This is a genomic window from Rhodococcus sp. C3V (genome assembly GCF_029269915.1).
Taxonomy (GTDB): domain Bacteria; phylum Actinomycetota; class Actinomycetes; order Mycobacteriales; family Mycobacteriaceae; genus Rhodococcus_F; species Rhodococcus_F qingshengii.
This window is the reverse complement of the sequence record NZ_JARJBE010000001.1, coordinates 192,264-206,559: the sequence shown is the minus strand read 5'-3', so window position 1 is coordinate 206,559 and position 14,296 is coordinate 192,264. Positions and strand designations below refer to the sequence as shown.

General features: G+C 62.4%; 16 protein-coding genes. 8 read left to right on the top strand and 8 right to left on the bottom strand.

The annotated features are described in order from the left end of the window. Positions 1 to 9: 9 nt before the first annotated feature. Positions 10 to 510, bottom strand: a complete 501-nt coding sequence (locus P3G66_RS01110; protein ID WP_161121066.1) for a DUF2617 family protein — start codon at positions 508 to 510, stop codon at positions 10 to 12. After that, the gene (locus tag P3G66_RS01105; protein WP_050654601.1) at positions 507 to 1,139 is read right to left on the bottom strand and encodes a DUF4178 domain-containing protein; all 633 of its coding nucleotides are present in this window, start codon (positions 1,137 to 1,139) and stop codon (positions 507 to 509) included. The genes P3G66_RS01110 and P3G66_RS01105 overlap by 4 nt, the downstream gene beginning before the upstream one ends. A gap of 171 nt (positions 1,140 to 1,310) precedes the next feature. Between P3G66_RS01105 and P3G66_RS01100 the strand changes: the two genes are divergently transcribed. Continuing rightward, complete coding sequence (locus tag P3G66_RS01100) at positions 1,311 to 2,624, top strand: DUF3533 domain-containing protein (RefSeq protein ID WP_007729572.1); 1,314 nt, start codon at positions 1,311 to 1,313, stop codon at positions 2,622 to 2,624. Between the two features lie 99 nt (positions 2,625 to 2,723). Further along, a complete protein-coding gene (locus P3G66_RS01095) occupies positions 2,724 to 4,100 on the top strand; it encodes an NAD-dependent succinate-semialdehyde dehydrogenase (RefSeq protein WP_039973099.1) in 1,377 nt (458 codons plus the stop codon). Between the two features lie 118 nt (positions 4,101 to 4,218). Here the strand turns inward: P3G66_RS01095 and P3G66_RS01090 are convergent, their stop codons facing one another. Further along, positions 4,219 to 4,497, bottom strand: coding sequence for a hypothetical protein (locus P3G66_RS01090; RefSeq protein WP_003939940.1), 279 nt, complete (start codon positions 4,495 to 4,497; stop codon positions 4,219 to 4,221). A 49-nt stretch (positions 4,498 to 4,546) separates the two neighbouring features. On the opposite strand from P3G66_RS01090, the gene P3G66_RS01085 reads away from it, so the two are divergent. Continuing rightward, on the top strand, positions 4,547 to 4,990 hold the full coding sequence (locus P3G66_RS01085; RefSeq protein WP_214923971.1) for a hypothetical protein: 444 nt from the start codon (positions 4,547 to 4,549) through the stop codon (positions 4,988 to 4,990). Positions 4,991 to 4,994: 4 nt separating this feature from the next. Here P3G66_RS01085 and P3G66_RS01080 read toward each other — a convergent pair whose 3' ends face one another. After that, complete coding sequence (locus tag P3G66_RS01080; RefSeq protein WP_050654598.1) at positions 4,995 to 5,828, bottom strand: alpha/beta hydrolase; 834 nt, start codon at positions 5,826 to 5,828, stop codon at positions 4,995 to 4,997. A 76-nt stretch (positions 5,829 to 5,904) separates the two neighbouring features. Between P3G66_RS01080 and P3G66_RS01075 the strand changes: the two genes are divergently transcribed. From P3G66_RS01075 to P3G66_RS01055, 5 genes are all read left to right on the top strand, one after another. Continuing rightward, positions 5,905 to 6,384: a MarR family transcriptional regulator gene (locus P3G66_RS01075; RefSeq protein ID WP_064687758.1), complete on the top strand. Its 480-nt coding sequence runs from the start codon at positions 5,905 to 5,907 to the stop codon at positions 6,382 to 6,384. Beyond that, positions 6,381 to 7,013, top strand: a complete 633-nt coding sequence (locus P3G66_RS01070; protein WP_099698105.1) for an allophanate hydrolase subunit 1 — start codon at positions 6,381 to 6,383, stop codon at positions 7,011 to 7,013. The genes P3G66_RS01075 and P3G66_RS01070 overlap by 4 nt, the downstream gene beginning before the upstream one ends. Then, the gene (locus tag P3G66_RS01065; protein ID WP_058037623.1) at positions 7,010 to 7,873 is read left to right on the top strand and encodes a biotin-dependent carboxyltransferase family protein; all 864 of its coding nucleotides are present in this window, start codon (positions 7,010 to 7,012) and stop codon (positions 7,871 to 7,873) included. The genes P3G66_RS01070 and P3G66_RS01065 overlap by 4 nt, the downstream gene beginning before the upstream one ends. A 46-nt stretch (positions 7,874 to 7,919) precedes the next feature. Then, positions 7,920 to 9,470, top strand: coding sequence for a bifunctional 3'-5' exonuclease/DNA polymerase (locus tag P3G66_RS01060; protein ID WP_276116080.1), 1,551 nt, complete (start codon positions 7,920 to 7,922; stop codon positions 9,468 to 9,470). Positions 9,471 to 9,572: 102 nt separating this feature from the next. After that, positions 9,573 to 11,798, top strand: a complete 2,226-nt coding sequence (locus P3G66_RS01055; RefSeq protein ID WP_192712192.1) for an MMPL family transporter — start codon at positions 9,573 to 9,575, stop codon at positions 11,796 to 11,798. 4 nt (positions 11,799 to 11,802) lie between these two features. Here P3G66_RS01055 and P3G66_RS01050 read toward each other — a convergent pair whose 3' ends face one another. The 4 genes from P3G66_RS01050 to P3G66_RS01035 are packed head-to-tail and all read right to left on the bottom strand — an operon-like array spanning position 11,803 to position 14,282. Next, on the bottom strand, positions 11,803 to 12,648 hold the full coding sequence (locus tag P3G66_RS01050) for an AlkA N-terminal domain-containing protein (RefSeq protein ID WP_192712191.1): 846 nt from the start codon (positions 12,646 to 12,648) through the stop codon (positions 11,803 to 11,805). Then, entirely contained in the window at positions 12,645 to 13,244 is a 600-nt protein-coding gene (locus P3G66_RS01045; RefSeq protein WP_007729599.1) for a methylated-DNA--[protein]-cysteine S-methyltransferase, read from the bottom strand. The genes P3G66_RS01050 and P3G66_RS01045 overlap by 4 nt, the downstream gene beginning before the upstream one ends. Next, positions 13,241 to 13,795, bottom strand: a complete 555-nt coding sequence (locus P3G66_RS01040) for a sigma-70 family RNA polymerase sigma factor (RefSeq protein WP_276116079.1) — start codon at positions 13,793 to 13,795, stop codon at positions 13,241 to 13,243. Before P3G66_RS01040 ends, P3G66_RS01045 begins: the two co-directional genes overlap by 4 nt. Then, positions 13,782 to 14,282, bottom strand: a complete 501-nt coding sequence (locus P3G66_RS01035; protein ID WP_003940613.1) for a methylated-DNA--[protein]-cysteine S-methyltransferase — start codon at positions 14,280 to 14,282, stop codon at positions 13,782 to 13,784. Before P3G66_RS01035 ends, P3G66_RS01040 begins: the two co-directional genes overlap by 14 nt. Positions 14,283 to 14,296 lie beyond the last annotated feature (14 nt).

Below are 14,296 nucleotides of genomic sequence, written 5' to 3'. Positions count from 1 at the left end.
TCCGCCCCCTCACGGGCGCCACCTACTGCGCGTCTTCACGATCACTCCTGTCCCCTCCCCCGGGTACAAATGCCAACTCTGCCAACTCCACCCCTGGCGGTCTCGCACGCCACACAACGCGGTCAACGCTGTGTCGTCGCCGGGAAAGGATCCGCAGATCCAACCGTCCTGGCCGGCGGACTCTCTCAACGATGCAGCTTCCGAATCGAATTCGACTCGGTCCAGGATCAGCGAGGAAGACTCGAACCGGTAGTTTTGCGTGGACTCCACTGCGGGCAGTGGTTCACCGCCGACTGCAAGAGCATCGCACGAAACCTGTTCGGTCAGTTTCTTTCCCGACGCCCAGGCCGTCACCACGTGCGAAGCCCCGAGCACTCCGAGTGTCAGCGTCGCGTCGGAAGTTCCGATCACCAACTCGGCGAGGGTCGGTGGCGCAGGAGCTCCCAGTACCAACCCCAGTGCCGAGGCATCCACGTCGGTCGGCTCCACGTCGAGTAGATACAGGCTCATTCCGGGGGGCCCGAGTGGATGACAGTGAGTTCGCTGCGAGTGACCGCCCGTCCCGTGGAAACCTCCCACGACTGTCCGCGCGCCCACTTCTCGAATGCAATCAGGCCGGTCTTGTCGGCGGTCGCATAGTCCGCGTATTCCATCGAGCCGGAAGGGGCCGTACCCGTCGTACCCTCGGCCGTGAACTTCGCCGTTCCACTTTCGATCTTGCGGTGAACCTTGTCGTCGAGAATGACGTCGCCGTTCGGGACCAGGTTGGTTCCTTCTCGACGCATCCAGAGAGTCATCTCCAATTCGCCCTCGTCGTCCTCGACCGTCAACCAACGACGACCGGTCGAACCGTCGAGAAGGTGCTCACGCCAGATGTACCCCTCTTCGTCGAGCGTGATGGTCCCTCGAACAACATGGTCGATACCCGCGTACGTGATGATGTCGCCGACCCCGATCTTGTGGGGGTCGTACACCTCGGGATAGTCGGCGAGCGGGTCGACGCGAGCATTCGGCTTGCCCTGGCGTCCACGCAGGACCACAAACACGACGGCAGCGATCACTACGAGTATCAGGACAACTATCAGCACGTTGGTCAACGGTTTCTCCGAAATCGTCTCGGCAGGGTTGCCGCGGGCCATACCCTACCGATCCGTTCTCAGCCTTTTCGGATGAGACTGCCGGCAATCCGGCCTGTCGCCGACCGGACAGGTCTCCAGCGCCGCGGGCAGATCGAAAGACTGCCCCGGCGCACCTTTGCGTTTACGCTCAGCCCGAGGAACTCCGCGCGAACGAAAGCCGGTCGACTGAGGATGAGCAAGAACACGGAGCCGTCTGCCCGCACCGTCATGCACACACCACGATTCTGGTTGACACCATTGATAGTGGTCACCCTCTTGATGTCTGCGCTGGCAGCGTTGTACATGGGCGGAATACTCGATCCCAAGAAACACCTGGACCAGTTCCCGATCGCCCTGGTCAACCAGGACGAGGGCGACACCCTCCCCGGTGGCGACCCCGCCGACCGCAAGAACTTCGGAAACGACATCGTCGCCGGCCTCGAAAGCGGAATCGACCACCAGAAGATCGACCTGCAGCAGATCGGTATCGCCGAAGCCCAATCGCGGTTGAACTCCGGCACGCTGTACGGCGCGATCGTGATTCCCAGTGATTTCACGAAGAGGACGATCATCCTGGCGGAGGCCAGCGTCGTCGCCGGTGACGTAGAGCAACCGATCATCACGATCTACACCAATCCTCGCGCCGGTTCCGTCTCGGCATCGCTGGTCCAGTCGATCGGAACCACAGCCCTCGCCTCGGTCAACAAGAACATGGGCGAGCAACTCACCGCCCTTGTCACCGCGCAGTTGGAAGCGGGAGGCACCGGAACCCAGATCTCCGGAGCGAGCCGCCTGCTGCTCGAAAACCCGGTGAACGTACTCACGGTTGCCCACGATCCGCTTCCCGACGGAACCGGATTCGGTTTGGTGGCATTCTATTTCGCGCTGCTGTTGGTCCTTGCGGGATTCACCGGAGCAACCGTGGTCAATTCCTTGGTGGACGGCATGCTCGGATACGCGCCTACCGAATTCGGTCCACTCTTCGTTCAGAACGACGTTGTGGGTATCAACAGGTTTCGAACGCTGCTCGTCAAATGGGCATTCATGATCGTGTTGTCCGGCATAGTCTCCGCGTTGTTCCAGTGGATCAGTCGCGCCCTCGGAATGCCGGTCACTCACGGGCTTGCATTGTGGGAGTACGGCGCGCTGGTCATCACAGCGGTGGGCATCACGGCGATGTCGGTGATGGCCGCGTTCGGCTCGTTGGGCATGTTGATCAACCTGTTCGTGTTCGTCATTCTCGCGCTGCCCTCGTCCGGTGGCACCATCCCCCTCGAAGCCAGCCCCAGGTTGTATGCCTGGCTGGCGCAATTCGAGCCGATGCACCAGATCTACATGGGCACGCGATCGATCCTGTTCTTCGGCGCACGCGGTGAGGCAGGCCTGCTGCATGCCGTCTGGATGACGTTGGTGGGTCTACTGATCGGCGTCGTACTCGGCATCGTGACCACCCGTTTCTACGACCGCAAGGGCTACGAGCGCACCCATCGTCCCAAGGTGGCGTGACATGGTACCCAGCCGGGATTTGATCGAAACCTGTTGAGCCGATTCAATGTGATTGCGCGTTTCGGGAATCTTCGAGCCCCTTCCGCACGTTGTACAACTATGGCTAATTACAAAACAGTCAATCCCGCGACAGGTGAAACCGTCAGGGAATTCGATACTTTGGATGACGCCGGAGTTGAAGCCGCACTTGCGAACACGCATCGCGGCTACTTGACCTGGCGCAACAGTGCGCCACAGCAGCGTGCGGCAGTCCTGAGCAAGACCGCCGAACTGTACACAGAGCGCGCAGACGAACTGGCCCGAATGATCTCCTTGGAGATGGGTAAGCCGGTCCGCGAGGCCAAGGGCGAAGTACAACTCTCGGCCGCGATCTATCAGTGGTATGCAGACCACGGTCCGGCACTGCTCGAGGAAGAACGACTCGACGTTCCCGGGGCCGAGGAGTCGGTTGTGTACCGGCGACCGATCGGCGCTCTCATCGGCGTCATGCCGTGGAACTTCCCGTACTACCAAGTCGCCCGCTTCGCGGCACCGAATCTGATGCTCGGTAACACGATCATTCTCAAGCACGCATCGAACTGTCCGCAGTCGGCGCTGCTGATGGAAGAGATTCTGCGACAAGCCGGATTGCCGGACGACGCCTACGTCAACGTCTTCGCGACCAACGAGCAGATCGCGGACATGATCGCCGATCCCCGAGTTCAAGGTGTGTCACTGACCGGCAGCGAACGCGCCGGAACCAGCGTCGCCGAAACTGCCGGACGCAATCTCAAGAAGGTCGTCCTCGAACTCGGCGGATCAGACGTGTTCATCGTCCTCGATTCCGACGACATGGATGCCACCGTCAAGTCCGCAACCAAGGCACGTCTGTCCAATGCCGGCCAGGCCTGCAACGCGGCCAAGCGTTTCATCGTCACCGAAGATTTCTACGACGACTTCACCAACAAGTTGGCGACGTCCTTCGAATCCGTCACTGCCGGTGACCCGTTGGACGAATCCACAGTCTTGGGTCCGCTCTCTTCGCAGAGCGCGGCAGACACTCTGATCGAGCAGATCGACGACGCTGTGTCCAAGGGTGCCACGCTGCTGACCGGTGGAAAGAAGATCGACGGCCCGGGCGCCTACGTTCAACCGACATTGCTCGCAGACGTGACACCGGACATGCGGGCCTACAGCGAAGAACTGTTCGGACCTGCCGGAGTCGTCTACAAGGTCAAGTCGGCCAGCGAGGCTGTGGAACTTGCCAATTCGTCGGTCTACGGCCTGAGCGGATCCGTCTGGAGCAGCGATCTCGATTCCGCCCGGTCGGTCGCTGCAGATCTCGACGTGGGAATGGCGTTCGTCAACGAGCACGGAACGACGTTGCCCGGTCTGCCCTTCGGCGGAGTCAAGCGCTCCGGAGTCGGCCGCGAGCTGGGTCCGTGGGGAATGGACGAGTTCGTCAACAAGAAGCTGCTCCGCGTCTCGAAGAAGTAGTTCGACACAGAAGTAGCTCGGCACAGAAGTAGCTCGGCGCAAAGGAAGGCCCTGACCTCGATGGAGGTCGGGGCCTTTCCTCATAACCCACGGACCAGCAAGCGGGTCCGCTGCCTGGTCACTCGCTTGCCGGCGTGGCACCCCCACGAGTGAGGCTCCACCCGAACCTCGTCGCGATGACAGCTGACACCCAGCCCAACAGTGCACCCACCAGTGGAGCAGCGACGGCGGTGTAGATCGCCTCGTTGGAAACACCAACCGACACGGCGGAGTCACCGACGAAGGCGAAATCGGTTCGGGAGGCGAAGGACGCCCACTCGATCAGGCCGGAGACAACAATAATCAGGAACCCCAGCAGGAAGCCGAAGCCGGCCAGCAGAACGTGAAGTGCGCGCATCCGGTCAGTCTGCCTGTAACACCCACCCAGATAAAACCGACCTGCTGGTATGACACTTTCACGAATCGCTCGAACTACCGTAGTCGCCGCTGCCCTCTGCGCGAGTGCAGCCATCTGTTCCGCAACTTCAGCGTCCGCGGACGTAGTCGACGTCACGATCCTTCCGGGTCTCAGCAGCGGGCCGACGACGCCGTACGGAGCGGCCTGCACGTATCTGGTGGTTGCCAGGACAGCAGCGTTGAACGAGCCGAACGTCTCGATTGTCGACATGAACCGGGCGTCGACCATGTTCCCGCAGGAACTGATCTGGGACACCGTCAATCCCTACTTCACCTTGCCGGTCGTACTCGGCCACGCCGTCACGCTGTGGACTCCGACTGCACCGGGCGAACACTCTCTGATGGCCTACCAGACGTCCGCGGGCGGGCCGGTCACAACGGTCGATGTCAATCCGGCGACACCGATCGGTCCGGGGTGCGTCGTCGCACCCTGATCCGCTAGCCCTCCAAGAAGTCGACGAGCACCCGGTTGATTTCATCGGCGGGAACCATCGGAATGCTGTGATGCGAAGAAGCTTTCAGCACCTCGACACGCGCTGCGGGAACCCTCTCCCGCACTGACTTCGACACGGTTTCCGCATCATGCACCCGTCCGTCTTGTGCGAGGACCACCAGCAACTCGACATCCAGTGCGCTCAAGGCCTCCTTCGAAGGACGTCGAGGCACTACGAGATCGGGTCGCGGTAGATCCGAAGTGCCCACTTCCACAAGAGACAGCCAGTCGGAGTCGATACTCAACTCACCTGTCTCCCAATCCAACAGTCGCCGTCGGCGCGCTCGCGACGGGGAGAGCAACAGCGGAAGCGCACGCAGAAGGTAGCCCGCCTTCATGCCGGAGAAACTCGAATTAGGATCGAGCAGAACAAGTTTCCCGACACGATTCGGTCGATGCAGCGCAAAGGCCAACGCAATCATTGCGCCATAGGAATGTCCGATCACATCAACGGTGCCGGCCCCGGTGCAATCGACTATCGAGTCCATCCACTCGATCAGATCGTCGACGGACTTCATCGGATCACCATTCGGAACGCTCCGCCCGGCATCGCCCATGGTGTCGACAGCAAAGACACGCCGGGATTTCGACAGCGTCGCAACATTGTCGAACCACACCGTCGAAGTGGCACCTCCCCCGGACAGAAGGATCAACGGCCGCGAGTCTGCATGCCCACAGACGTTCACATGCGTGTTACCGAACCGCCCCGCGAGATCCACACCCAGCGGTTTCTGCGGCCATTTGGTCAGTACAGCGTCGTATGCGCGATTGAAGTCCATCCCCCACCCCCCCATTTCTCTCGATTATCGAGATAGTAGACAATCAAGAGACAACACACCAGGGCTGGAGGCATCCTTGAGCGTCGGCGATGCAGAAGACGAAGCGATGGCGATCGTCCACTCGCTTCGCGCACTTACCGTCGACTTGAACGTGGCGGTTTCCGGCTTTGCGAACAAGTACAAAATGCACTCCACCGACGTGCGCGCGTTGATCTGCCTTCTCGATGCCGAGCGCTCGGACACACCGGCGACACCAGGCTGGCTCGGCGCACAGCTGGGTATCAACTCGGCGTCGGTGACCGCGCTCGTCGACCGGATGGTCAAAGCGGGCCACGTAGCTCGGGAGCGAGACTCAGCAGACCGCAGGCGGGTGCTCTTGCAGGTCACACCATCGGCGGTCACTCTGGGCGAGAGTTACTTCGGCCCACTCATTTCACGGGCGGTGAGCACCCTCGGCAATTTTACCGCCACAGAGCGAGCCACCATCGCGAGTTTCATCGCCGCGATGCGAGCGGACGTGGAGCGGACTCGAGTCGATAGGGAGCCCTCCCGGTGACTCGCATACTTCCCGCGGGAGAACGCGCATTGCTCGTGGACTTCGATTCCGAAGCTGGCGTTCTAGCGTTCACCGAAGCACTGACGCGTAACACCCCGGTCGGGGTCGAAGACTTCCTCCCCGCAGCTCGCACGGTCCTGGTCACGTGCACCCCGGCGGCAGATCTCACGTACGTCCGGAAGTGCTTGAACGATCTCGAGCAGACCGATTCTGCCGCGACCACAGACGAGCATTCCGAGACGGATGCACTCACCATCGCCGTCAGGTACGACGGGCCCGACCTCGACGACGTCGCACAGTCACTTGGTATGAGCCGATCCGAGGTGGTTGCGGCCCACACCGGGGCAATGTGGCGTTGCGCCTTCATCGGATTCGCGCCCGGCTTCGCCTACCTGACTTCAGGCGACGCTCGGCTCGACGTTCCGCGTCGAACGCAATCACGAACCGCTGTGCCTGCCGGTTCCGTCGCCCTGGCCGCTGGATACAGCGCGGTCTACCCGCGTGCATCACCGGGTGGCTGGCAGATCATCGGGAGCACCGATGCCGTGATGTGGGATCTGAACGCCACACCACCGGCCACCGTTCAGCCCGGCAGACGCGTGCGCTTCGTGAACGAGGAACAACGATGAACGGCCTCGAGATACTCGACACCGGGCCGCTGAGCCTGATCCAGGACCTCGGACGGATAGGTCATCTTCGCTCGGGTGTCGGGGTTTCCGGTGCGGCGGACAGGCGATCTCTCAGGCTTGGCAATCGGCTCGTCGGCAACAACGAGGGCGCAGCCGGTGTCGAGGTCCTCCTGGGTGGGCTGAGTCTTCGGGCGCAGCAACCGACAACGATCGCGTTCACCGGTGCGCCGGCACAGGCCTACCGCGACGGCATTCCGGTCGGGCATTCGAGCGTGATCGATCTGCGGGCTGGTCAGACCGTCCGCCTGGACTACGCACCGAGTGGACTGCGGACGTATCTGACCGTCCGAGGCGGCATTGTGGTTCCCGAGATCCTGGGATCGCGCAGCACCGACACGATGTCCGGGATCGGTCCGGCGCCTCTCGAGCCTGGTGTTTTTCTCCCGATCGGGCCATCGCCGACCACGTTCTCAGCCGTCGACCTCGCACCGGTGCCGCCGATGGCAAACGAGACTCTCGCCATTCGAGTGGTGTTCGGTCCTCGCGCAGATCGATTCACCAACCCCGAAACACTCCTCCATGGCCGATGGGCGATCTCGACCGACTCGGACCGAATCGGCGCACGCGTCGATCGCGTCGGCGCCGACGAACTACTTCGAAGAACAGACGACACCGAACTGCCCACCGAAGGCGTGGCACTCGGATCGATCCAGGTCCCACCCAGCGGCCAACCTGTCGTGTTCCTCGCCGATCACCCCATCACCGGCGGCTATCCGGTGGTGGGAGTGGTCGCGGACGCAGATATCGACCGACTCGGCCAAGCCCGCCCGGGTCAACACATCCGGTTCGTCAGGGCCTGAGCACGCCGAGCGATGGCGTGTCGGACCCAGCCGTCACACTGATGTCGTGCGAGTTGTCCTGGTCCCCGGTAGTACGACGTCCACGGGAGCTGTGACGGCAACTGTCCTACGGACCGATCCCGCTGGAACGCCGCTCGCCGATCCCGTCGAATACCCCGACCTGATCGCAGCGGTACGCACCATCGAGGAAGCCGAGCACCCGCGGTGGGTGTGGCCGAGTACGGCGACCGTGTACCCACCGCTACTGCGGGCAGGCGCACGGGTTCAGCGGTGCCACGACATCTCCCTGACCCGCGCGATACTCGGAATGCGCGCCGGCAAACCGTCACCGCCCGCCGAGGAGTTCGACGACGATCGACTCGGACTCTTCGACACTGCACCCGTTCTCGATCCCCTCGCCGTCGTCACCGAATTCGCCGAGCAGCGCGCAACCATCGGCGCGGACGCTCGACTGGACTTGTTGATCGCAGCAGAATCGGCCGGCGCTCTCAGCGCCGCCGAGATGACGCACACGGGCCTTCCGTTCTCGACGCAGAAGCATCGCGAACTCCTCGAAGAACGGCTGGGGCCGCGGCCGACGGGATACGACCTCCCCGCTCGTATGCAGGAACTTGCCGCACAGATCAGTGAGGTCTTCGGGCGCACCGTCAATCCTTCGTCTTCGGTGGAGATCACCGAGGCGTTCGGGCGTCAGGGCATCGAACTTCCGTCGACGCGCAAGTGGTTTCTGCAGGAGATCGATCATCCGGCTGTGCCGCTACTCCTTCGTCATCGCGAACTCGCCAAGCTGTACAGCACCAACGGGTGGCAGTGGATGGACAGTTGGGTGCGGGGAGATCGATTCCGTCCGATCTACGTTCCTGGTGGTGTCGTGTCCGGCAGGTGGGCGAGTCGAGGCGGCGGGGCCCTCCAGATTCCGAAGACAATGCGCTCGAGCGTCGTCGCCGATCCGGGCCACGTGTTCGTCGTCGCCGACGCCGGTCAGCTCGAGCCCCGAATTCTGGCCGCCATGTCCGGCGACCGCCGCATGATGGCCGCCGCCGGGGACGACGACCTGTACGCACTTGTCGGTGCCGAAGCCTTCGGCGGTGATCGCGCAAAAGCCAAGGTCGCAATCCTCGGAGTCCTGTACGGGGCGACGGCGGGTGAAGCCAAAGCACTGCTCATCTTGTTGCGGAAGCGATTCCCGGTCGCCGTCGAGTACGTCGAGCAAGCTGCCAAGGCAGGTGAGCGCGGCGAGGTGGTGAAGTCACTGCTCGGCCGGGCCTGTCCCCCACCGTCTCCCGACTTCTACTCCCACGGCGACGCTCACGCCCGCGGTCGTTTCACGCGCAACTTCGTCGTGCAGGCCACTGCGTCCGAGTGGGCGCTGTGCCTCCTGGCCGACCTCAGGCGCCGCCTCGCCGAAGATCCGGACGGCGAGTTGGTCTTCTTCCAGCACGACGAGGTAGTCGTGCATACCCGAAATCCCGAGTCAGGTACCGCCCACGTGCTGGCCGCCGCGGCTTCGGCAACTCGATTGTTGTTCGGCGACACAGTCGTCCGTTTTCCCATGGACGTCGCAGCCCGCGAGACTTACGGCAAAGGCACTTCGTAGCGTCGTCAATTCCACGCCAAGTGGTTCCACCGCGCCCGTATTGCGTGTTCTACTGGAAAACGTTGCTTTGTTGGTGCTGGTCGACTGCGTTCGAGGAGAACCATGACCAAGCTGGACACAACTGACGCAGAACGGAACGACAGCGGAGCCGTGAAGCGCCTTCGCGTGCCGATCTTCACCGTGATCGCCCTTGCGATCTTCGCCTTCGTCGCAGGCGGATTCGGCGGTTCTTTCCAGGGCAAACTCGCCGAGGTTCAAAAGAACGACAACGCCTCGTACCTCCCGAGTTCCGCCGAATCGACAATCGTCAGCAACCAATCCGCGAACTTCCTCGCAGTCGAGACGATCCCTGGATTTGTTCTGTTCCATAGAGATTCGGCCCTCACCGAGGCGGACAAATCTGCAATCAACTCGGCCTACGGCGCCATTGCCGGCATCTCCGGGGTAGACGCCGACGGTATGCAGCCCACTCAGTACTCCGCCGACGGCACAACTGCGTCGATCTTCGTGCCACTCGTCGCCAAGGACGGAGACACATCCGTGGCAGGCGATGTCCTGGCGACCACCGAGCAGAACGTCATCGACGCAGCAAAACAAGCAGCTGGTGATGTCGAGGTACTCCCAGCCGGGCCAGGTGGGCTACTCGTTGCGTTCATCGACGCCTTTGCCGGTCTGGACGGAGCGCTCCTTGGCGCGGCACTCCTGGTCGTGATCCTCATCCTGCTTGTCGTGTACCGATCGCCGGTGTTGTGGTTCTTCCCGCTGTTCTCCGCGCTCCTCGCCATCGGTTTGTCGTCGATGGTGATCTATTTTCTCGCGAAAGCCGAATTACTCACTCTGACCGGACAGTCTCAAGGCATCCTTTTCGTGTTGGTGATCGGTGCGGGTACCGACTACGCCCTACTCTTGATCTCTCGCTATCGCGAAGAATTGCACACGTATCCCAACCGCTTCGACGCGATGATCAAGGCCTGGCGCGAGTCTGCGCCGGCCATCACCGCTTCGGCTGTCACCGTGATTCTCGGTCTGCTTTGCCTGACGTTCTCTCAACTCAACTCCAACAAGAGCCTCGGACCCGTCGCCGCCATCGGGATCGCCTGCACCTATCTGGTGATGATGACGTTCATGCCGGTCGCTCTGGCCGCCACCGGACGGTGGGTCTTCTGGCCGCGCAAGCCCAAGGTCGATCACGCCGCAGACCTTACGACGCACGGGATGTGGGGCAAGATCGCCGAGGCCGTCGGTAGCAAGGACCGCCCACTGTGGATCGGCGCCACAGTGTTGTTGATCATCCTGTTCGCGGCCGGGATCGGCAGTCTCAAAACCGATGGCCTGACATCCACCGAAAGCTTCACCAATCGTCCCGACGCCGTTGTCGGACAAGAACTCTACGACTCGAAGTTCGATCCCGGAGCCGGCGCACCGGCCGTGATCACCGCAAACGCCGACCAGGCCGACGCCGTCATCAAAGCAGCCAGCGGCGTCGAAGGTATCTCGCAGGATCCCGGCGCCGTCTGCACCCAGGTGGACGTCGCGAAGGTCAGCGATTTGATCAAGACCAACCCCGCTGCCGTCGCACAAGCCGCCGCTGCGGGTTGCGCCCCTGCGGCTTTCACCGTTGCACCGATCGACGGCCGAACCATGATCAATGCAACCCTCGCCGACTCCTACGATTCGCCGGAGGCACTCGAAACTGTCAAGCGACTGCGGACTGCCGTCCACGACGTGCCCGGCGCCGACGCGCTCGTCGGCGGCAGCACGGCCACCACCCTTGATGTCCAGGCGGCCTCGGTCCGCGACAGAAACCTGATCATCCCGATCGTGCTGGTGGTGATCTTCCTGGTTCTGGCCGCTTTGCTCCGTGCTCTGCTGATCCCGGTGATTCTCATTGTCACCGTGGTGCTTTCATTCGCGGCGACCCTCGGTGTGAGCGGATTCTTCTTCACACACGTATTCGGGTTCGCCGGGGCGGATCAATCGTTCCCGCTGTTCGCCTTCGTCTTCCTCGTCGCGCTGGGTATCGACTACAACATCTTCCTGATGACCAGAGTCCGGGAGGAGACCGGAGAATTCGGCACCCGCGCAGGTGTACTGCGCGGTCTTGCGGTGACGGGCGGTGTGATCACGTCAGCCGGAATCGTCTTGGCCGCAACATTTGCCGTACTGGGCATCCTGCCACTGGTCTTCCTCGCCGAGATCGGATTTGCCGTGGCCTTCGGCGTGCTGCTCGATACGATCATCGTGCGCAGCGTCCTGGTGCCGGCACTCTCTCACGACATCGGGAAACGTATTTGGTGGCCGTCCGAACTGGCGCGCGCGAAAGACTGACCGACTACAGAAACGCTTCCTTGGTCCACAGATGAAAGAGCGCGTAGGCTCGCCAGGGTCGCCAGCGCTCGGACAACGCTGCGGCTTCTTTGGCCGTCGAGACCCCCAGCGCACGTTTCAACACCAGATCATCGGGCACGAATGCGTCGCGATCACCGAGAATCCGGACGGTGAGATAGTCAGCGGTCCACGGTCCGATCCCCTTTAGCGCCAACAGCTCTCGCCGAAATTGGACAGGATCCGCATTCCAGGAGAGGTCGAGGCCGTTCGCTGCCGCAGTTGCCAGCGTGTGCACTGTTCTTGCGCGCGCTGTGGTCAATCCGACGGCTTTCTGTATGCCCTCGGTTGATTGCGCTGCAACCACGTCCGGATCAGGGAAGGCAAGAAAATCCCCTTGCACCGGTACCCCGAATGCGCTGACAAAACGACCACCGAACGTCCTCGCCGCGCCGAGCGAAACCTGTTGTCCCAGAACAGTGAGCACTGCGGTCTCGAACCCGTCCACCGAACCGAGCACACGCAATCCTGGACGGGCGGCAACAAGTGGGGCCAACAACTCATCACTACCGAACGCCGCTTCGACAGCAGTGTGATCGGCGTCGAGGTCGAGCCAACGGCGCACGATCACCTCCAGCACTGCGGAATCCGTTACCGGCACATCGGAATCCACGACGACACCGTCGTCGGTCCACGACACCGACACGACAACGGGTCCGGAAGGCAACGGTACGACTCTGGTGTGAACACCGTCGTCGTGACGCTCGAGGCCTGCGACGCAGTGAGCCCGCAGGGCACCGGTGAGCGGTTCGACTGCATAGGGCGCCTGAAAGCGCAGCGTCACTGCGCTCACCGGCCGGCTTCCAGATCCAGCAGAATCGCTTTCAGTTCGGGGCCACCCGCGTACTGCCCGAGGCTGCCGTCGCTGCGCACCACCCGGTGACACGGGACCACCAACGGCAGCGGGTTCTTTGCACATGCGGTCCCTACGGCACGCACCGCACGTGGGCTTCCCGACGCTGCCGCGACCACCGAATAGCTTGCAGTGTGGCCGTATTCGATCTCGGGAAGATGACGCAACACTTCGCGTCGAAACCCTTTCGCGAGTTGGAAATCCAAGCGCAGATCGAATTCTCGACGCGCACCGGCAAAGTACTCGTCCAACTCGCGAGCGACAGTGTCCAGCCTGCGCGGGTAATGAAGCACACGAGGGCTGACGGTGTCCGCCAATCGTTCCAGAACGAGGTCGTGCCCTTCGACGGCAAAGGCAACCCGCACCAGGCCGACATCAGTTGCCGCCAGCAGCAGCTTTCCGACCGGCGAATCGACGGTTCGATATGCCACGTCGATCAATTCGGCTTCGGACGCCTGCGCAGCCAGGCGCGCCCGTAGGCGGATCATGGCGTCGGCGTCAACGGCTGGAAGTGCCTCGAACACATCGTTACTCATGAGTGACTCCCTTCCGCAGCGGTAGCGGACAAGTAGGTTCTTCGTAGGGTGGCGATACCGTCCGCACTCGCGCGTCTGGCGGCTGCCGGGGTGTTGCCGAGGATGTCCGCGATCTCTGCGTACGGCAGCCCACCCAGAAAGTGATAGGCGACCGCCGCACGTTGTTTGAGTGGTAGTTGTTCGAGTGCGTCCCAGAGTTCGTGATCCCACGTGCCCGGCACGCCGATTCGCGTCGGCAACTCCGGAACGTCGTCTGTCGGCACGGCCACGCGGGCACGCACTCGGGTGATGTCGATCGCCTTGCGGTGCGCGATGGTGACCAGCCAGGCTTCGATGTTCGCGTCCGGGTTCAGATCCGGGTATGCCCGCATCGCCGCGATGAACGTCTCGGACCACGCGTCCTCGGCGTCGACGGGCCCGACCACCGCGCGGCAGACACGGAGGACCACTGCACCGTATTCGGTCACGACGTCTTCGAACGGTTTGAGTGTCACGACCGGTAGACGTTCCCGATCACCGAATTGTGAGCCGAGCGCATCAGAAGAGGACATCCGATTCGCCGCCGTGCTCGCGGTCGAGCAGGAACCGCTTACGTTCGAGGCCGCCGGCGAAACCGGTCAGACTTCCGTCGCTACCGACCACGCGATGACAGGGAACGATGATGCTGATCGGATTCTTGCCGTTTGCCGCGGCGGCAGCACGGATTGCAAGCGGGTTACCCAAAGTTTGCGCGAGCTCCATGTAGGTCCAGGTTTCGCCGTACGGGATCGTTCGCAAGGTGTCCCACACCCGCTTCTGGAACTCGGTACCCACGGGCGCCAGCGGCACGGAGAACTCCGTGCGATCACCCTCGAAGTACTCGGTGAGCTGCGATTCGACTTCACCGAAGACCGCCGAGGAACGATCACCGAACGTGGACTCGTCCGGCTTGTGGCGATGCTCCGCCATGTACAGACCGCAGAGGTCGTCACCTGCTGCTACCAGCGTCAACGCTCCGATCGGCGAGTCGATCACAGTGTGCGTACGGATAGCCGTCATGTCTCGATCCTTCC

What these genes read in the sequence shown, in the direction of transcription:
- P3G66_RS01110 (WP_161121066.1), bottom strand. Translation starts at nt 510, where the DNA reads ATGAGCCTGTATCTACTCGACGTGGAGCCGACCGACGTGGATGCCTCG.
- P3G66_RS01105 (WP_050654601.1), bottom strand. Translation starts at nt 1,139, where the DNA reads ATGGCCCGCGGCAACCCTGCCGAGACGATTTCGGAGAAACCGTTGACC.
- P3G66_RS01100 (WP_007729572.1), top strand. Translation starts at nt 1,311, where the DNA reads ATGAGCAAGAACACGGAGCCGTCTGCCCGCACCGTCATGCACACACCA.
- P3G66_RS01095 (WP_039973099.1), top strand. Translation starts at nt 2,724, where the DNA reads ATGGCTAATTACAAAACAGTCAATCCCGCGACAGGTGAAACCGTCAGG.
- P3G66_RS01090 (WP_003939940.1), bottom strand. Translation starts at nt 4,497, where the DNA reads ATGCGCGCACTTCACGTTCTGCTGGCCGGCTTCGGCTTCCTGCTGGGG.
- P3G66_RS01085 (WP_214923971.1), top strand. Translation starts at nt 4,547, where the DNA reads ATGACACTTTCACGAATCGCTCGAACTACCGTAGTCGCCGCTGCCCTC.
- P3G66_RS01080 (WP_050654598.1), bottom strand. Translation starts at nt 5,828, where the DNA reads ATGGACTTCAATCGCGCATACGACGCTGTACTGACCAAATGGCCGCAG.
- P3G66_RS01065 (WP_058037623.1), top strand. Translation starts at nt 7,010, where the DNA reads ATGAACGGCCTCGAGATACTCGACACCGGGCCGCTGAGCCTGATCCAG.
- P3G66_RS01055 (WP_192712192.1), top strand. Translation starts at nt 9,573, where the DNA reads ATGACCAAGCTGGACACAACTGACGCAGAACGGAACGACAGCGGAGCC.
- P3G66_RS01045 (WP_007729599.1), bottom strand. Translation starts at nt 13,244, where the DNA reads ATGAGTAACGATGTGTTCGAGGCACTTCCAGCCGTTGACGCCGACGCC.
- P3G66_RS01040 (WP_276116079.1), bottom strand. Translation starts at nt 13,795, where the DNA reads ATGTCCTCTTCTGATGCGCTCGGCTCACAATTCGGTGATCGGGAACGT.
- P3G66_RS01035 (WP_003940613.1), bottom strand. Translation starts at nt 14,282, where the DNA reads ATGACGGCTATCCGTACGCACACTGTGATCGACTCGCCGATCGGAGCG.